The organism is Cyclobacteriaceae bacterium (assembly GCA_013141055.1).
Taxonomy (GTDB): domain Bacteria; phylum Bacteroidota; class Bacteroidia; order Cytophagales; family Cyclobacteriaceae; genus ELB16-189.
In genome coordinates, this window is sequence record JABFRS010000001.1 from 1,771,254 (window position 1) to 1,787,406 (window position 16,153).

Below are 16,153 nucleotides of genomic sequence, written 5' to 3' on the forward strand. Positions count from 1 at the left end.
GGACCTATAATACTAGTCTAAAATACTGCACCCGTTATACGCAGGATCTAATTTGATAAACACATCCTGACGGGCTTTCACAAACCACTTATCCAGCATCTTGTCTCTCTTTTGTCCTAATGCAGCGCTTTGAATACGGTGCCAATCATCTTTTAAATTCGCCTGATGTGGCAACAGTCTCTTCTTAAAATATAAAATACGGACAGCACTTTTCAGGTCATCAGTTCTGTAAACAATAGGTTTACTAATGGTGCCTTCCTTCATGCTGTCAATCGTGAAATAAACAACTGGATCCAGATCTTTTATAGAAACCTTTGATCCTCCGTCTTCGTGCGTAAAATATCCACCAAATCCTTTTGAGCGCTGATCATCTGAAAACTCAATTGCAGCCTTCTCAAATTTGATACTGTCTTTCACGATTTTTCTACGCAAACTGTCCAGAAATTTTTCCGCTCTTTGAATATCCGTAGGCGATGGAGTTGCCGCAATCAAAATGTGACGGGAGTTGTATTCGTTACCCCGGCGGTCCAAAAGCTGTAAGATGTGAAATCCGAACGGAGATTTAAACGGTTGAGAAATCTCACCCTTTTTGATTCTGAAGGCAGTTCCCTCATACTCAGCAACCATTGCTCCGCGTCCAACATATCCCATGTTACCATCGTTCTGTACAACACTTGGATCCTCAGAATACTTTTTAGCGAGTTCAGTGAAATCTTCGCCCGCAAGTATCCGATCGCGAATTTCACTTAGTTTCTTCTTTGTCTCAAGCTCCTGTGACGGACTGATCTTTGCTATACGAACGATCTGACCAACTTCAACATCTGCTGAATAGAATGGAAGGCTATCTGAAGGAATTTTATTGAAGAATCTTTTCACTTCTGCAGGTGTAACATTAAGATCTTTTGTGATCTTCTTTTGCATCTCATTTCCCAACATCTGTTCCCGGATCTGATCACGCAATTCAAGCTGTATTTGATCTAATGACTTTCCGTAAGTGCGCTCCAGCTGTTCAGGAGAATTACCTGAGCTCTGAAGGATCATATTCATCCGCTGTTGTGTATTGTTATCTACTTCAAGATCGGTCACGATCACTGAGTCAATCTCTGCTTTTGCAACCAAAACTTTGTGAACTACCAATTGATTGAGAAGCGCGCATTTCGATTCTTCAGAAGAGCTGCCGCCGTTGGCCACATAATTCTGGAAAGCACCTTCCAGCTCTGAGCGCAGGATAATATAATTATCAATTTTCCCGATGATTTTATCCGCTACAAAACCCTTGGTTTCTTGCGAGAAACCACTCTGCCATACCCCAATAAGTATGAGGCTACTGATTAAAAATCTCAAAATTCTTCTGTTTGACCGCGTTTTCATACACTTCATCCTCCAATGTCCTCGCAAGTTCTACTTTTCTTTTGTTTAAGAGAATATTTCGAATGTCTTCTTTCACGAATTCTAACGGCGAAACGTTGTCAGAAATTTTGTAGTCGTCGATTTTAAGGAAATACAAAAAGTCCGCATCGCTGGTTTCATAGAATGGATTGGTCTTTAAAAACTGGATTTTGTTAGGAATTTCTGCCATCGGTGAATTGACAGTTAGCTTATCAAAAGCAATCCAGGCACTGTCACTCAAATGATAGGCAACAGAAAAACTTAGGCAGTATGATTTCAATTCATTCTGGTCCTTTTCCTTTCGGGAGAAGATCATTTCCTTAACCTTATTCGTACGAGGCGCTGTTTTAGGAACCTTCATGTACGTTCCGCGTACAATGTTCTGTTTAAGAATGAAGTTATCTACGTGACCCCGATAATAATCTTCTATGTCTTTCTCTGAAATACTATCATTGAGATGTTGCTGGATATAAAAATTCTGATACTCATATCCAATAAGACTGTAACGGTAGTCAAGAACTTTTCTCTCAACCTCGGCTTCATTGATATTGATGCGTTTCATTGCTTCTTCAATGAGCAGCTGTTTACGAATCCAACTGTTGATATAAGCCGTTACCCGGGCAATACTGTCATCTGCCGTTGAGTTCTGATCGACAATTCCAACAAGTTCATCCTGATAAAGGAATTTTTCACTTACGCGGGCAACAGCTTTCCGCGCAGGCGTATTGACTTGCTCATCCTTTTTCACCCGAATCAGATCGCAACCGGATACAACGACAATACATGCCATCATCATCCATACTCCAGCATTAAAAAGATTTTTGATTTTCACTTTTTGGTCAGTTCAAGTACAACGAACTTTTTGCCTTTATTATTGATCCTCACAGGGTATTTAAGTTTCAATTCTGCCAGCCAGTTCTTTTCCAGCAATTCCTGGCTATCAGAAACAACCTGTGCATGTGCTTCCTGAAAACTTTTAATTCCAGGCGGAACAAGATTTGTCATCTCAATCATGTAATGAATTCCATCAATCTCTGTGTAGTGTAGGCCAATTGCCCAGCCCGCTTTGTCCACTGCCTTATTTTCACCTTTAGCATAATTTCTGAAAGGTTGAGCTGTTTTGAATTTCTTTAGATCTTCTTTCTTCAATGAATCTCCATTGGCAATCTTCTTCTTTACCTGCTCAAGAAAAACCTTATCGCTCGTTGTAAATATCCTGGCATGAACACGTTCGCCTGCGGTATACTTCATTTTATTCTGTTCATAAATTTTCCGAAGAGCAACAGTATCACCAGCATCTCTAGTCCAGATCTCTTTTTCCATAATGGTGAAAAGAAGAATTCCTTCCTTGTATTCCGTTAACAGATTCCTGAAGTCAGGTTTTTCCGCCATTAATTTCTCATCTTCAGCTTCTGACAATCTTTCTTCTACAAATCGATTGTAGAGTTGATTCATGTAGGCCGAAGGCGAAATGGGTGGAGAGGTTTCTTCACTTTTCTCAACGAAAGCAATCACCTGGCCCGCCTGATAATTTTTACTGTTCAGAGTAAATAACGTTTGGGCTTTAAGGGATGCAGCACCTTTATACTTCCATCTACCGTTCAGCAGAGAAGAATCAGCCGAATTGAGAAGGTCATTTTTCACAGAAGTATTTTCAGAATATCCAAACTGCTTCTTTTTTTCTTCCATCAGCTTTTTACCGACCTGTTGCAAACGCTCATCTCTGGCAACCCTTTTCTGAAGCCCGTCTTTCAGATCTTCATATGAAGGAACAGGGATTTTTCTCTCCGATCTCACAATGTGCCAGCCATAGGCAGTCTGAAAAGGATCCGATATTTCTCCAGGCTTTAAGGAAAATGCGATGGATTCAAATTCGGGTATGTTGGACAACGCTCCAACGCCAAAAGGTCTCAACTTGCCGCCAGCATCCTTAGTAGATTGATCCTCTGAATACTCCTTGCATAGTTCATCCCAACTCCGGCCCCCACGCAGCTGATCATAAATCTCAAGAATTTTATTCTTCACCTTCTTATCATCAGGTGAGCCAGTTCTTAATATAATGTGTGATACCTCCACCTCACCACGGGCAGGCCTTCTGTCAACTAATGTGATCAGGTGATAGCCAAATCGTGTACGAACCGGTTGCGATACCTCTCCCACTTTCAGATTATAAGCTGCTTGTTCAAAAGGATAAACCATTTGCATGGCTGTGAAATATCCTAGGCTTCCACCATTGCTTTTAGCCGAAGGATCTTCAGAGAGTTCCTTAGCGACAGTCTCGAATTTTCCCCCCGCCACAATTTTGGTACGAATGGATTGAATTTTTGAAAGTGCCGCCAACGTATCTGCAGAAGCAGCATCCGGTTTTACGAAAACCAATATGTGCGAAGCTTTAACTTCCTCCAGTAGTCTTTGATAGACTTCTTTTGTTAAACGATCAAGCTCATCTTTCTCGGCGAGGTAAGGTTTCTTCAGTTCATCCTTGTATGACTTAAACTCTTTGATGAAAGCTACTGTGGTATCCAATCCACGTGATTTGGCTTCCATCACCTTCAGCTTGAAGTTGACGAATAAGTCAATGTATTCATTTACCTTTTTGTCTGTAAAATCTTCTTTGTTGAGATGATTCTTTTTATAGAGATAGATGAACTCATCTGTATAAACAGGAGTATTCTTAACCGTAAAGAGGACAAGAGGTTTTGATTTCTTCTCTGACGACTGCGCTGCTACCTGCCCCGCTACCACCAACACTATTAGAATGAATAAGGCTTTCCGCACAATTAAATTGTTAAAACGTGCAAAAATAGAAAGAAGAACGAGAATGGGGAAACGGGCTGAGGCCCCGGAAATCGCGTTAGCCTATTTTCTTGGTGAGGCGACAGACATTGCGTCCATTGTGGGTAGTGTAGACGACTTCGTCCATAATTGATTTCACAAGGCGTATACCAAGGCCGCCTTTTCTTTTTTCGTGAATCAGATTATCAATTTCAGGTTGGTGGAAGCGATTGATGTCAAACATCTCACCATCATCAACAATTTCAAAAATCACTTTACCTTTTTGAGGAATGTTGATCTTCATTTCAATACTATGATCGGGATTGCATTGGTGTGCATGGATCATCAGATTGGAGCACATCTCATCAAGAGCGAGAATGATCTCATTCAATACTACATCGGACGCAACATGGCCACGCAACGACTTCCTGATGAAGTCGCGCACGCCCTTGAGGTTTTCCAGGCTGCAGCCGATGTTATGCTGATAGGTCATTTATAAATTTCTTTGCCTCTTGTTTCGTAGTGCTGATGTGAAGTAAGTCTGCCAATCCAAGTATTTGAAAAGTGTTTATCACCTTCTCTTTCATGCCAAATAAAACCATGTGAATATTCTTATCACGAAACTCTTCGATATAAGACATAAACACTCCCAACCCGGCTGAGGAGATGTACTCCAAAGCACTACAATCCACCAGAATTTTCGTCGATCCCTCGCCAACACTTTTGGCAATGGCCAGATCAAGTTCAATGGAGGAACTGGCGTCAATTTCCCCTACGACCGCCAAAATGTCGGTTCCGTCTTCTTGCAGTCTTTTGATGTGAACCATAGGTTTTAAACGTATTTGGTTTTTTAATGTTCTCTATTGAAACTTCACAATCATGGTTGTGTAGTCATCATCAATTTCCTCAGTTCCGGTGTATTGGTACAGCTTTTTGATCAAATGATCCTGAATATCCTTCGGGCTATTCGCTACCCCCTCCACGATCGTTTCCTTCAAAAGCTCAAGCCCAAATTCTTCTCCTTTTTGATTTTTGGCTTCTGTAATTCCATCTGTAAAGAGCACCATCACGTCGCCGCTGGAATAAGGAATAGTATTCGTCTCAACAAAATTGCAGTAGTCTTTTCCCTTTACCATACCAAGAGCGGTGCCCTTGTCAACAAGGTATTCTGCCTTTTGAGCCGCTGCACGATAAATCAATACCGGGCAATGACCCGCACGTGAATAGAATATCTTCTTCTCCCTTGAATCAACAACAAAGTAGGTTGCTGAAATAAATGAGCCTCGCTCAAGGCAATACCGCAAAGCCTGATTAGCCCTTATCATAAACTCTTTTGGAGCCAGTGCCTGCTGTGAAAGGCTATGGAAAATTCCCTTCATCTGCGACATGTGAAAAGCAGCCGTAGTTCCCTTTCCTGAAACATCAGCAATGATCAATCCCACCTGATGGTCGCTGATGCGAAGCGTGTCATAGTAGTCACCTCCTACTTCATCAGCAGATTCAGAAAATGCTGAGATATCAAAGTCAGCATCTTTCTCCAGCTTATCCGGAAGGAGACTGCTTTGAACAGTCTTGGCAATTTTTAATTCCTCTTTATAACGTTCATTTTGAATAGCCTCTTTCAACAACCTGAAATTCTCAATAGAGATACCGGCCTGGTTCGCAAAGGCAGAGACAATTTGAGTCATCTCCTTGTTAAAACCTTCCGGCAATTCCTTTAACAACGCAAGTGTTCCGATCTTCTCACCTTTCACCAAAACAGGGAAGGCCATCAAAGAGCGGAAGCGTGTTCCTCTCAACGACGCCAGATGTTCTGAAAGATTTTTGGTCTTATCACTGCTTTGATCAAGGATACCCTTCACATTCCGCATGCCAAGATGCTCCTGAATCTTTCTGGCATCCTCTTCAGTGATCTGATATGTCTGAAGCGCCTTCTCCTGCTGCTCACTTTTAATTTCCAGCCAGGCAGCATCTGCAAAGACGGAGCTCACGGAACTTTCCAATAAAATCTTATAAACACTTTCCTCACTTTGTTCTGTTTGAACAGATTGACTGATGCGCTGAAAATTCACAACCTCCTCAAGTTTCTGTTCGAATACAGAAGAGGTTGGCAGATTAAACAGGATTACCAAAAATGAAAAAATGCTATAGAGCATCACGAATGAAAACAGATAGATATTGAATACGTGTCCACGGAAGGCAAGGAAAGCCGTTGATTGCGCACTTATTTCTTCTGAGAATTTATTGGCCGTGTAAAAGAAATATCCCAGGTAAAAGAAAGATAGCAGTAAAAGCAAAAGACTTGTCCATTTCTGTTTGAAGTTGAGGTAAGCAACCCACTTCATATTTGCGGATAAGACCAATGCCAGGAGGCCTGTAAAAATGCTGATGGAAAGAATCAACCATTCCTGAAGAAGAATGCGAAGATTATCTGAAAGTAAAATAAGGAAGAATGCAACTTCAAAAACCCACCAACCGCGAATCAGCCATTTCGATTTCTGATACAGGATCAATCGCTTCCAGCATGTTGCTGCAGCAATAAGGAAACTGAGCATCAAGCCCAGATTTACGATGTACTCTACTTCGACATAAAAAATATTGGAAGAGAGTTGAGTGGATCCCAAAAGGAAATCCAACATCCTGAATGAAAGGGAGATTACGGTAGCTACAAGTCCGGTAGCAAACACTCTCCAAAGAAGATCTGTGAAGTTGAGCGACTCATCACGTTCTACCTTGAATTTGTAGTAGTAAAAAGACTCACTACATACAGATCAAGCATGACCTTCGGGAGCCAAAGCGGCACATCCGGAGTAAGTCCCTTCAGGTCACTGAACAAGACCATGACATCTGAAAAGATCATCACCAGCCACGATAGAGCGGCCCCGAGAAATGCTAATCGGGTAAGTGCTTTGGTCTTCAACTTCTGTCTGTCAATTTATTTTCTGCTATAGTTTGGCGCTTCACGGGTGATCGAAATATCATGTGGATGACTTTCGGTTACACCAGCTGCTGTGATCTTTACGAATTTGGCCTGCTTGAGTTTCTCAATGTTTTTGGCACCGCAATAACCCATACCTGCTTTTAACCCCCCTACCATCTGATATAACACTTCTGAAACCAATCCTTTGAAGGGAACCCTTCCGGAAATTCCTTCCGGAACCAATTTCTTGATATCATCCTCTGCGTCCTGGAAATATCGGTCTTTCGAGCCATCATCCATAGCTTCTATAGATCCCATTCCACGATATGACTTGAATTTTCTTCCCTCATAGATAATCATTTCTCCCGGAGCTTCATCAGTTCCTGCCAGCATCGATCCGATCATAATCGAATCTGCCCCGGCAGCAATGGCCTTTACCATATCTCCTGAAAAACGAATACCTCCATCAGCAATGATCTTCACTCCTGAACCCTTCACTGCTTTTGCCGCCTCATACACTGCGGACAATTGAGGAAGTCCAACGCCTGCAACGACGCGGGTAGTACAAATGCTCCCCGGACCTACACCAACTTTAATGGCATCTGCTCCCGCTTTCACCAAAGCTTTAGCAGCTTCACCGGTTGCAATATTTCCAACAATAAGATCCAGTCCCGGATATTTCTTCTTTACAAGTTTGGCAGCATCAATCACACCTTTTGAATGACCATGTGCTGTATCAATGCTGATGACATCCACACCGGCTGCTTTCAGGGCATCAATGCGCGTCATAATATCGGCAGTGACTCCAACGGCAGCACCAACTCTCAGTCTTCCGAATTTATCCTGACAAGCATTCGGTTTATTTTTCTTTTTAAGAATGTCTTTATAGGTAACAAGCCCTGTAAGCTTGCCCTTCTTATTAATGATGGGCAGCTTCTCAATCTTATAATCCTGTAACAAAATCTCAGCCTGTTCGAGTGTAATTCCTTCAGGCGCTGTGATAAGATTTTCCTTTGTCATGATATCGTTGACTGGAATCGTCATATCCTTCTGAAATCTCAGGTCACGGTTTGTGATGATCCCCACAAGCTTGCCATTTTCATCAATAACAGGAATTCCACCGATCTTGAATTCACGCATTATTTTTTCAGCATCCCGCACAGTAGAATTAATGCGAAGTGTGACGGGATCGAGAATCAGTCCGCTCTGGGAGCGCTTCACCTTGCGCACCTGGTCTGCCTGGGCCTCTATGCTCATGTTCTTATGGATAAACCCAATGCCTCCTTCAAGAGCCATCCCAATCGCCAGGGCGGACTCTGTGACGGTGTCCATGGCCGCAGACAAAATCGGAATATTCAGCTTAATATTTTTGGTCAGGTACGTAGCGGTGGATGTTTCGCGGGGAAGCACGTCGCTATACGCTGGAACCAGGAGCACATCATCGTATGTGAGGGCTTCAAAGAGGAACTTGGCAGAATCTAAGGCCATGGCAAACAAGATTTAGGATCTATTATTTGCCGGGCAAAGCTAATGGCAAATGAGGTCATTCGCTAATGTGAATTTGATTCAACTCATTTATATGTCACTTATCTGAAAACAGCAGTGACTATTCAGATTCAAAGGATCAAAAGCTATATTTGACGCATGAAGAGACTATTTTTTATAATCTGTCTTGCCTTTCTAACAAGCTCCTTATTCGCGCAGGTCTTTCAGACAGGAAAAGCTTCTTTCTACGCCGACAAATTTGAGGGCCGCCAGACAGCCAGTGGAGAGAAGTACAAGCACAGCAAATTAACAGCAGCACACAAGACTTTACCCTTCGGAACCAAGCTGCGTGTCACCAATATCTCCAACAGTCAGACAGTTGAGGTGGTTGTCAACGATCGTGGCCCATACGCTGAAGGCCGCATCATCGATCTTTCTAAATCAGCTGCTGAAAAACTTGGCTTCGTTCACATGGGACTTGCAGAAGTTAAGATCGAAGTTGTCGATGCAGGTGACGGCAAGAGCGGAATGGAAGTCAAAGCCATTGATCGTGTTACTGTAGACGAGAAGGAGTTTTATGATTTCGAAATAGAGCGGCTGCAGCCAAAAGGCTTTGGTGTTCAGATAGGAACGTATCAGGAATTGGTAAACCTGATGAGACTATCCGACAACCTTAAAGGATCTTATAAAAAGAAAGTTGTTGTTCAGGTGAAAATTCTCAACGGTGTAAAATATTACAGCATCATCCTTGGGCAATTCTCAACCCGGGATAAAGCGGATAAGTTCCTGGCTCAGATCAAGCCTAAATATCCAGATGCATTTATTGCAGAGTTCAATAAGATGAAATAACAAGAGGTCAACACTGGTTGAGAATTCTTTTGGTTGAGAGATAATGATCGTGAAAACGGATACCCAACCATCCCCATAGACTTTCATTTTATCATAAATCTCTTCCAATAAAGCGGAAGGGGTGATAGTTTTCCAACAAATACAACTGCGTGGAGATTTTCGGATACTGTGCTTCCATTCTTATAGGACTGATACTTGGGTTACTGGGAGGCGGTGGTTCCATTTTATCCATTCCCATTTTGGTTTATCTGTTTAACATGGAGCCGGTGCTGGCCTCAGCTTATTCATTATTTATTGTCGGGGTTACTAGTCTGGCAGGAGCCATTCCAAAGTATCGGGAGCATCTGGTCAATCTTCGCACAGGAATTCTTTTCGGCATCCCTTCCATCATTAGTATTTTCTGCACAAGACGATGGATCGTTCCTGCAATTCCGGATATACTATTCACTTCCGGCGACTTCGTCTTCACCAAGAGATTGCTGCTGTTGGGAATCTTCGCTTTATTGATGGTGCTGGCTGCAATACCTATGATTCGCGGGAAAAAAAATCCCATCTCCACCAACCAACGTTTCAGAACATTCCTTGTGATTGTGGAAGGAGCCTTGATCGGATTTCTGACAGGGCTTGTAGGAGCTGGTGGAGGATTTCTGATTATTCCCGCCTTGGTATTTCTTACCGGACTTCCTTTTAAAACAGCAGTAGGAACTTCATTATTTATTATCAGCATCAATTCCCTGCTTGGTTTCGCAGGTGATCTGATGAACTATACTATGGACTGGCCTTTTTTACTTTCGGTAAGTGCGTTGGCTATCCTTGGGATTATCATCGGCAACAGATTATCAAAACGCATTGCAAGTACAAAGCTTAAAAAAGCTTTCGGGTGGATAACGCTGATGATGGGATGCTATATCCTTTTCCGTGAACTGCGTTAGAAATTTCTAGCGACTGATGGCAAACTCAGTTACCGATTTTTCAATAATGTCACACGCTTCGTGAATCTGCTCCTCTGTAATCACTAATGGCGGCGCAAGTCTGATAATATTTCCATGCGTTGGTTTCGCCAGCAATCCATTCTTTGCGAAAGCAAGGCAAAGATTCCAGGCGGTCTCACTTTCCGTAGAATCGTTGATGACAATAGCATTCAGTAATCCTTTACCTCTTACGAGTTTAATCAATGGAGTTTTCTTAATCAATGAATTCATTCTTTCACGGAAAATTTTTCCGAGTCTCTCTGCATTCTCTGCAAGCTTTTCATCCTTGATTACTTCCAGTGCTTCTACCACTACTGCTGCTGCTAATGGATTACCACCGAAAGTAGAACCATGTTCACCTGGTTTAATCACCAGCATGATGTCATCATCTGCAAGAACACAGGATATTGGAAGAACACCTCCACTCAGTGCCTTACCGAGGATGAGCAGATCGGCACGAACTCCTTCATGATCGGAAGCAAGCATTTTTCCGGTACGCGCAATGCCTGTTTGAATTTCATCCATCATCAACAACACATTGTTGTCACGACATATCTTCTCAGCAGCTTTCAAATATCCATCATGTGGAACAAATACTCCTGCTTCACCCTGAATGGGTTCGATCCATAATGAACAAACATTTGGATTAGCACAGGCTTTCTCTAAAGCCTTGATGTTATCATAATCCACAATTTCAAATCCAGGCATGAAAGGTCCGAAGCCTTGCTGTGAAGATGGATCTGTTGAAGCAGAAATAATAGTTGTTGTCCTACCGTGAAAATTCTGTTTAACTGCTACAATCACCGCCTGATTTTCAGGTATTCCTTTTTTAGTATAGCCGCATTTGCGGGCAAGTTTAATCGCGGTCTCGTTTGCTTCTGCACCACTGTTCATGAACAGGGCTTTCTGGTATCCGAAGGTTTCGCAGATATATTTTTCCGCAACGCCGAGCTTATCATTATAAAATGCCCGGGATGTCAATGTGAGTTCCTGAGCCTGATCAATGAGTGCACGAATGATGCGTGGATGACAATGCCCCTGATTTACAGCGCTGTAAGCTGATAAAAAATCGTAATGCCTTTTCCCTTCAGTATCCCACAGAAAAACACCTTCACCTTTTGATAATACTACCGGCAGCGGATGGTAGTTGTGGGCACCGTATTTTTCCTCAAGCTGAATGGCTTCACGCCCGGAAGTGAAAGAATCCACCATAAAAATCGGTTTAGCCTTAAAGATACTCAGGAAAGATCGAACGTTTGAAGCCGTTGATCCGAGAATGCTTTTCATTCAGGAAAATCCTCAACATATTTGTAAAATCTATCCTATACATGAAATACAAACGTCTCGTCCTGAAGCTCAGCGGTGAATCGCTGATGGGTAAATCCAAAACCAACAGCATTGACCATGAGGTACTGGAGCAATACTCAAAGGAGATAAAGCTGGTAAAAGATCAGGGGATACAGCTGGCAATCGTTATAGGAGGAGGAAATATTTTCAGGGGTGGTCAGGCAGAAGCTCTTGGAATCGATAGGGTTCAGGGAGATTACATGGGGATGCTGGGCACAGTGATCAATGCCATGGCACTTCAGAGTGCTCTCGAGCGTCAGGGTCTTTACACCCGCTTGATGTCCGGAATTAAAATGGAGCAGGTTTGTGAACCGTTCATAAGAAGAAGAGCTATTCGTCACCTCGAAAAAGGAAGGATTGTTATTTTCGGTGCAGGTATTGGCAATCCTTATTTCACAACAGACTCAACTGCGAGTCTTCGCGCAATAGAAATTCAGGCAAATGTTGTGTTGAAAGGAACACGGGTTGACGGTGTTTACACCAAGGATCCTGAAAAATTTCCGGATGCAACTCGATACAAAGAGCTTTCTTTTCAGGAAGCTTATGAAAAGAATCTGAATATTATGGACATGACAGCTTTCACGCTGTGCATGGAAAATAAGCTGCCGATCATTGTGTTTGATATGAACAAAGGCGGAAATCTTTTGAAAGTGGTGATGGGTGAAGAGGCGGGTACGCTTATTAGCTAACGGTTTGCCATTGACATTCACTTCATGTGAATGTTCGACATATTAATTGAGGATCAAAATAAAGAACCATGGAAGAGATTGAGTTATATCTTGAAGATGCGCGTGAGCAAATGAATAAAGCTGTCAATCATGTCAGCCATGAGCTTACAAAGATCAGAGCAGGAAAAGCAAATCCCTCGATGCTGGATGGTATCCTGGTTTCATATTATGGCGCTATGAGTCCACTGAATCAGATTGCCTCTATTACTTCACCTGATCCAAGAACATTATTCATAAAACCATGGGAGAAAAGTTCTATCCCTGAAATTGAAAAGGCGATCATGGCCGCTAACCTTGGACTTACTCCACAGAGTGACGGCCAGCAGGTATTCATCAGCATTCCGATGCTCACAGAAGAAAGAAGAAAGCAACTTGTGAAACAGGTAAATTCTGAGTGTGAATTGGGAAAGGTGAGCATTCGCAGTGTTAGAAAAGAGACAAATGAATCTTTGAAAAAGATCAAAGGAGCTCCTGAAGATGATGTGAAAGGTGCAGAAGAAAGTGTTCAAAAGCTTACCGATGAATTTATCGCAAAGATCGATGCACTCAGCAAGAAGAAAGAAGCAGAGATCATGACGGTCTAGTGTGATGCCCCGGCCAGTAGATTTATAACTTCACCCAGGAACATTCTCATGCATCCGGTATTATTTGAGATTGGCTCTTACACCATTTACACGTACGGATTTTGCATTGCAATGGGTGCTGTGCTGGGCTTCATTTACATGGCCTGGCAAGGGAAAAAGCAATTCGGAATTACCACTGATCAATCCAATACATTGTTTCTCATCATCGTTGCCGGCGGTATTGTCGGGGGAAAGCTCTTTATCATATTCGAGGATTTTTCATACTACACTTCAAATCCATTAAAACTTCTTTCAGGAAACGGTTTTGTTTTTTACGGATCACTGATCACATGCATTCCTCTTATGCTGTGGTTTTTCAGGAAACACAAAATTCCAGTGTGGTCAATGCTGGATGTCATGGCTGTTGTGATCTGCATTCTTCATACCTGCGGAAGGATTGGCTGCTTCATGGCAGGATGCTGTTACGGCAAACCTACCGATGGATTCTTTCAAGTTGTTTTTACCAGCCCCGTTTGTCAGGCAGAACCACTTAACACACCCCTGCATCCTACGCAGCTATATGAGGCAGGATATATCGTTTTCATATTGATTTTGCTGTTGATTATTAAAAGAAGAAAGCAATTCGAAGGACAACTATTCCTTATCTATCTCATGCTGTATGCTGCAGGACGGGCGGTGATTGAAATTTTCCGCGGCGATATCGAACGGGGCTTTATCATCCAGGATTATTTATCCAATTCACAATTCATTTCCATCCTCCTGATCGCCGGTGCACTGTATTTCTATGTTACCCGCAGAAAAGCTAAATTGGGTGCCTAATACATCATCTTCATGGAAAACGAAAGCTTCGGCCAACGCGTCAAACGAAAGACCACAAGTGCCTTGAAAAAAATACTTCTTGTTGTTGTCATTCTTGGCGTAGCAATCTTCGCCTTTCTCTACTTCGTAACTTTTGAAAAGGGGGTTCTGGCGGGAAAGGTTCTTCGCATCAGCGAAAAGGGTGTATTATTTAAAACGTATGAAGGCAAGCTTAACCTTGACACATTCGGAGCCTTGAAAGGAACGAGTCCTATCGCAGAATCATTTGATTTCTCTGTCGAAGGACATCAGGACACTATCATCAAAACACTGGAAGAGGTTGCATTAAGCGGAGAACGCGTAAATCTTCATTTCAAAAAACATTACATGACCTTCCCATGGCGTGGTGATACAAAATATTTTGTGACGGAAGTCGAAAGAGTCAAGTAGTTCTATTAAAAATAAATCATCGCATTGTGAAAAATTCTTCACTCATCGTCGTGTACGGTTCTTACGGCTATACAGGCAAGTTAATCGTCAACGAATGCCGCAGTAAAAATCTTGAAGTTGTTCTTGCCGGCAGGAATGAAGAACAATTAAAAAAACAAAGTGAACAATCCGGATATCCCTACAAGGTAGTAGCCAGCGATGATCTGGAAGGTTTAAAAAAATTACTGGAGCCTGCTGCAGTTGTGATCCATTGCGGTGGTCCATTTCGCCACACAGCCAAAACGATGAGCGACGCTTGCCTGGCTACAAAAACACATTACACAGATATCACTGGTGAGTACCAGGTATTTGAATCTCTTTCCTTACTTGATAATAAAGCAAAAGAGGCAAACATTACCATCATGCCCGGAACTGGCTTTGATGTGGTTCCATCTGACTGTCTTGCACTTCATTTGAAAAACCGATTGCCCTCTGCTACACATTTGCAATTAGCTTTTACAATGTCGAAAGGTGGACTGTCACGCGGCACTAAAAAAAGTATGACGGAAGGATTAGGCTATGGAGGATCTGTTCGAAAAGATGGAAAACTGATTACCATCCCAATGGGTTCAAAATCTATGGAAATAGATTTCGGCGCATTCAAAACATTAACTATCTGTATTCCGTGGGGAGATATTGCTACTGCCTGGAGGAGCACAGGGATTCCAAACATTGAAGTTTATACGGGAGCTACCAAACAAATGGTGACCAATGCAAAGCGAAGCAATTATCTCGGCTGGTTGCTGCGGATGCAGTGGGTAAAAAATATCATGCTCAAAAAAATTGACAAGCAACCAGCAGGACCCAGCGACGATAAACTTCAGGGAGCCCGCAGCTACCTCTGGGGAAAAGTCTGGGATAACTCTGGAAAAGAATGCATTAGTAGATTGGAAACTGTAAGCGGTTACGCTCTTACCGCAAAGACCGCAGTCCTGATTGCTCAGAAGATCATGAAGGGAGATTTCAAGGCCGGATATCAAACTCCATCTATGGGATATGGCCCTGACCTGATCATGGAAATTGAATCAACAAAAAGAAGTGACGCCTGATATGGAAAAGAGATTAACCCGCTCAAGGAATGAAAGAATGATCGCAGGTGTCTGCGGTGGCATTGCTGAATTCTATAAACTGGATCCTTCGCTGGTAAGGATTGGAATAGTGGTTATTGGATTTATCACTGCACTCATACCTATGTGTATCCTGTATGCAGTGATGTGGGCGATCGTTCCGGAAGAGGTTTAATTAATCGCTTCCAGAAACCAAAAGTTTATTAAGTTCTTCCTTATCCTTCATGCTCACCCCCACTGGAAGAGCAGTCACCCTGTCTGGAATAACAACATTTGTTTTCGCCTGTGATGGACGTGAACTTCTTACCTGTTGGTAGATCACCTGATTTTTAATGACAGTATCTACACGTGTAATGAACACGGTATCAATCTTTATCTGAGCAGAAACGGAGGTTGCCGGAATTTTATTTCCGGAAGGCAATCCAATCATGAATCCAATTCCCAACGAGAAAATTACAAGCAATGCAGACACATAAGCAGGCACCTTTGTGCTAAATACCTTCGCCCAGATGGAATTCTCCTGCCTCTTCTCTTTCAGAATACTTTTTAATGAAAGAAGTACCGCGGGATCAGGATCTATAACTGACTTCGCAACCCCCGTCGCAAGTTTTGATTCCACAGATTTCATGGCAGCAAATTCTTCTTCTGAGCCAAGCATACGAATGACAAATTCCTTTTCAGTAATTGTCAGCTGATCAAATTCTTTTTGCTGGACCAATTGCTCCAGCTTTTCTTCTTCACTTTTCATTGT

General features: G+C 42.5%; 18 protein-coding genes. 8 read left to right on the forward strand and 10 right to left on the reverse strand.

What is annotated here, in order from left to right; all coding sequences use genetic code 11:
- Positions 1–12: 12 nt before the first annotated feature.
- The 8 genes from HOP08_07855 to guaB all read right to left on the reverse strand — a co-directional run bounded on the left by HOP08_07855 (position 13) and on the right by guaB (position 8,572).
- Positions 13–1,344, reverse strand: a complete 1,332-nt coding sequence (locus tag HOP08_07855) for a peptidylprolyl isomerase (GenBank protein NOT74829.1) — start codon at positions 1,342–1,344, stop codon at positions 13–15.
- The gene (locus HOP08_07860; protein ID NOT74830.1) at positions 1,325–2,182 is read right to left on the reverse strand and encodes a peptidyl-prolyl cis-trans isomerase; all 858 of its coding nucleotides are present in this window, start codon (positions 2,180–2,182) and stop codon (positions 1,325–1,327) included. Before HOP08_07860 ends, HOP08_07855 begins: the two co-directional genes overlap by 20 nt.
- Positions 2,183–2,217: 35 nt before the next feature.
- Positions 2,218–4,167, reverse strand: a complete 1,950-nt coding sequence (locus HOP08_07865) for a peptidylprolyl isomerase (GenBank protein ID NOT74831.1) — start codon at positions 4,165–4,167, stop codon at positions 2,218–2,220.
- Positions 4,168–4,243: 76 nt separating this feature from the next.
- Positions 4,244–4,657 carry an ATP-binding protein gene (locus HOP08_07870; protein ID NOT74832.1) on the reverse strand — a complete coding sequence of 138 codons (414 nt, stop codon included), beginning with the start codon at positions 4,655–4,657 and terminating at the stop codon, positions 4,244–4,246.
- A complete protein-coding gene (locus HOP08_07875) occupies positions 4,641–4,991 on the reverse strand; it encodes an STAS domain-containing protein (GenBank protein NOT74833.1) in 351 nt (116 codons plus the stop codon). Before HOP08_07875 ends, HOP08_07870 begins: the two co-directional genes overlap by 17 nt.
- 33 nt (positions 4,992–5,024) lie before the next feature.
- Entirely contained in the window at positions 5,025–6,851 is a 1,827-nt protein-coding gene (locus HOP08_07880) for a SpoIIE family protein phosphatase (GenBank protein NOT74834.1), read from the reverse strand.
- A 41-nt stretch (positions 6,852–6,892) separates the two neighbouring features.
- A complete protein-coding gene (locus tag HOP08_07885) occupies positions 6,893–7,084 on the reverse strand; it encodes a hypothetical protein (GenBank protein ID NOT74835.1) in 192 nt (63 codons plus the stop codon).
- A 15-nt stretch (positions 7,085–7,099) separates the two neighbouring features.
- Entirely contained in the window at positions 7,100–8,572 is a 1,473-nt protein-coding gene (gene guaB, locus HOP08_07890; GenBank protein NOT74836.1) for an IMP dehydrogenase, read from the reverse strand.
- 156 nt (positions 8,573–8,728) lie between these two features.
- On the opposite strand from guaB, the gene HOP08_07895 reads away from it, so the two are divergent.
- Positions 8,729–9,418 (forward strand): septal ring lytic transglycosylase RlpA family protein, encoded by a 690-nt coding sequence (locus tag HOP08_07895; protein NOT74837.1) that lies wholly within the window; start codon positions 8,729–8,731, stop codon positions 9,416–9,418.
- 149 nt (positions 9,419–9,567) lie between these two features.
- Positions 9,568–10,350 carry a sulfite exporter TauE/SafE family protein gene (locus HOP08_07900; protein NOT74838.1) on the forward strand — a complete coding sequence of 261 codons (783 nt, stop codon included), beginning with the start codon at positions 9,568–9,570 and terminating at the stop codon, positions 10,348–10,350.
- A 6-nt stretch (positions 10,351–10,356) separates the two neighbouring features.
- On the opposite strand, the gene rocD is transcribed toward HOP08_07900, so the two are convergent.
- The gene (gene rocD, locus HOP08_07905) at positions 10,357–11,601 is read right to left on the reverse strand and encodes an ornithine--oxo-acid transaminase (protein NOT74839.1); all 1,245 of its coding nucleotides are present in this window, start codon (positions 11,599–11,601) and stop codon (positions 10,357–10,359) included.
- 116 nt (positions 11,602–11,717) lie between these two features.
- Between rocD and HOP08_07910 the strand changes: the two genes are divergently transcribed.
- The 6 genes from HOP08_07910 to HOP08_07935 all read left to right on the forward strand — a co-directional run bounded on the left by HOP08_07910 (position 11,718) and on the right by HOP08_07935 (position 15,577).
- Complete coding sequence (locus tag HOP08_07910) at positions 11,718–12,425, forward strand: UMP kinase (GenBank protein NOT74840.1); 708 nt, start codon at positions 11,718–11,720, stop codon at positions 12,423–12,425.
- A 68-nt stretch (positions 12,426–12,493) separates the two neighbouring features.
- Complete coding sequence (gene frr / locus HOP08_07915) at positions 12,494–13,048, forward strand: ribosome recycling factor (GenBank protein ID NOT74841.1); 555 nt, start codon at positions 12,494–12,496, stop codon at positions 13,046–13,048.
- A 48-nt stretch (positions 13,049–13,096) separates the two neighbouring features.
- Complete coding sequence (gene lgt / locus HOP08_07920; protein NOT74842.1) at positions 13,097–13,867, forward strand: prolipoprotein diacylglyceryl transferase; 771 nt, start codon at positions 13,097–13,099, stop codon at positions 13,865–13,867.
- A 12-nt stretch (positions 13,868–13,879) separates the two neighbouring features.
- Positions 13,880–14,296: a 6-phosphogluconate dehydrogenase gene (locus tag HOP08_07925; GenBank protein ID NOT74843.1), complete on the forward strand. Its 417-nt coding sequence runs from the start codon at positions 13,880–13,882 to the stop codon at positions 14,294–14,296.
- 26 nt (positions 14,297–14,322) lie between these two features.
- Positions 14,323–15,384: a hypothetical protein gene (locus HOP08_07930; protein NOT74844.1), complete on the forward strand. Its 1,062-nt coding sequence runs from the start codon at positions 14,323–14,325 to the stop codon at positions 15,382–15,384.
- A 1-nt stretch (position 15,385) separates the two neighbouring features.
- Positions 15,386–15,577 carry a PspC domain-containing protein gene (locus tag HOP08_07935; protein NOT74845.1) on the forward strand — a complete coding sequence of 64 codons (192 nt, stop codon included), beginning with the start codon at positions 15,386–15,388 and terminating at the stop codon, positions 15,575–15,577.
- Here HOP08_07935 and HOP08_07940 read toward each other — a convergent pair whose 3' ends face one another.
- Complete coding sequence (locus tag HOP08_07940) at positions 15,578–16,150, reverse strand: hypothetical protein (protein ID NOT74846.1); 573 nt, start codon at positions 16,148–16,150, stop codon at positions 15,578–15,580.
- Between the last annotated feature and the right edge of the window lie 3 nt (positions 16,151–16,153).

Bases quoted from the DNA above. Each gene is read 5' to 3' on its own strand.
- HOP08_07870 (NOT74832.1), bottom strand. From the start codon at position 4,657: ATGACCTATCAGCATAACATCGGCTGCAGCCTGGAAAACCTCAAGGGC.
- HOP08_07925 (NOT74843.1), top strand. From the start codon at position 13,880: ATGGAAAACGAAAGCTTCGGCCAACGCGTCAAACGAAAGACCACAAGT.
- frr (NOT74841.1), top strand. From the start codon at position 12,494: ATGGAAGAGATTGAGTTATATCTTGAAGATGCGCGTGAGCAAATGAAT.
- HOP08_07935 (NOT74845.1), top strand. From the start codon at position 15,386: ATGGAAAAGAGATTAACCCGCTCAAGGAATGAAAGAATGATCGCAGGT.
- HOP08_07910 (NOT74840.1), top strand. From the start codon at position 11,718: ATGAAATACAAACGTCTCGTCCTGAAGCTCAGCGGTGAATCGCTGATG.
- HOP08_07940 (NOT74846.1), bottom strand. From the start codon at position 16,150: ATGAAAAGTGAAGAAGAAAAGCTGGAGCAATTGGTCCAGCAAAAAGAA.
- HOP08_07895 (NOT74837.1), top strand. From the start codon at position 8,729: ATGAAGAGACTATTTTTTATAATCTGTCTTGCCTTTCTAACAAGCTCC.
- rocD (NOT74839.1), bottom strand. From the start codon at position 11,601: ATGGTGGATTCTTTCACTTCCGGGCGTGAAGCCATTCAGCTTGAGGAA.
- guaB (NOT74836.1), bottom strand. From the start codon at position 8,572: ATGGCCTTAGATTCTGCCAAGTTCCTCTTTGAAGCCCTCACATACGAT.
- HOP08_07860 (NOT74830.1), bottom strand. From the start codon at position 2,182: ATGATGGCATGTATTGTCGTTGTATCCGGTTGCGATCTGATTCGGGTG.
- lgt (NOT74842.1), top strand. From the start codon at position 13,097: ATGCATCCGGTATTATTTGAGATTGGCTCTTACACCATTTACACGTAC.
- HOP08_07875 (NOT74833.1), bottom strand. From the start codon at position 4,991: ATGGTTCACATCAAAAGACTGCAAGAAGACGGAACCGACATTTTGGCG.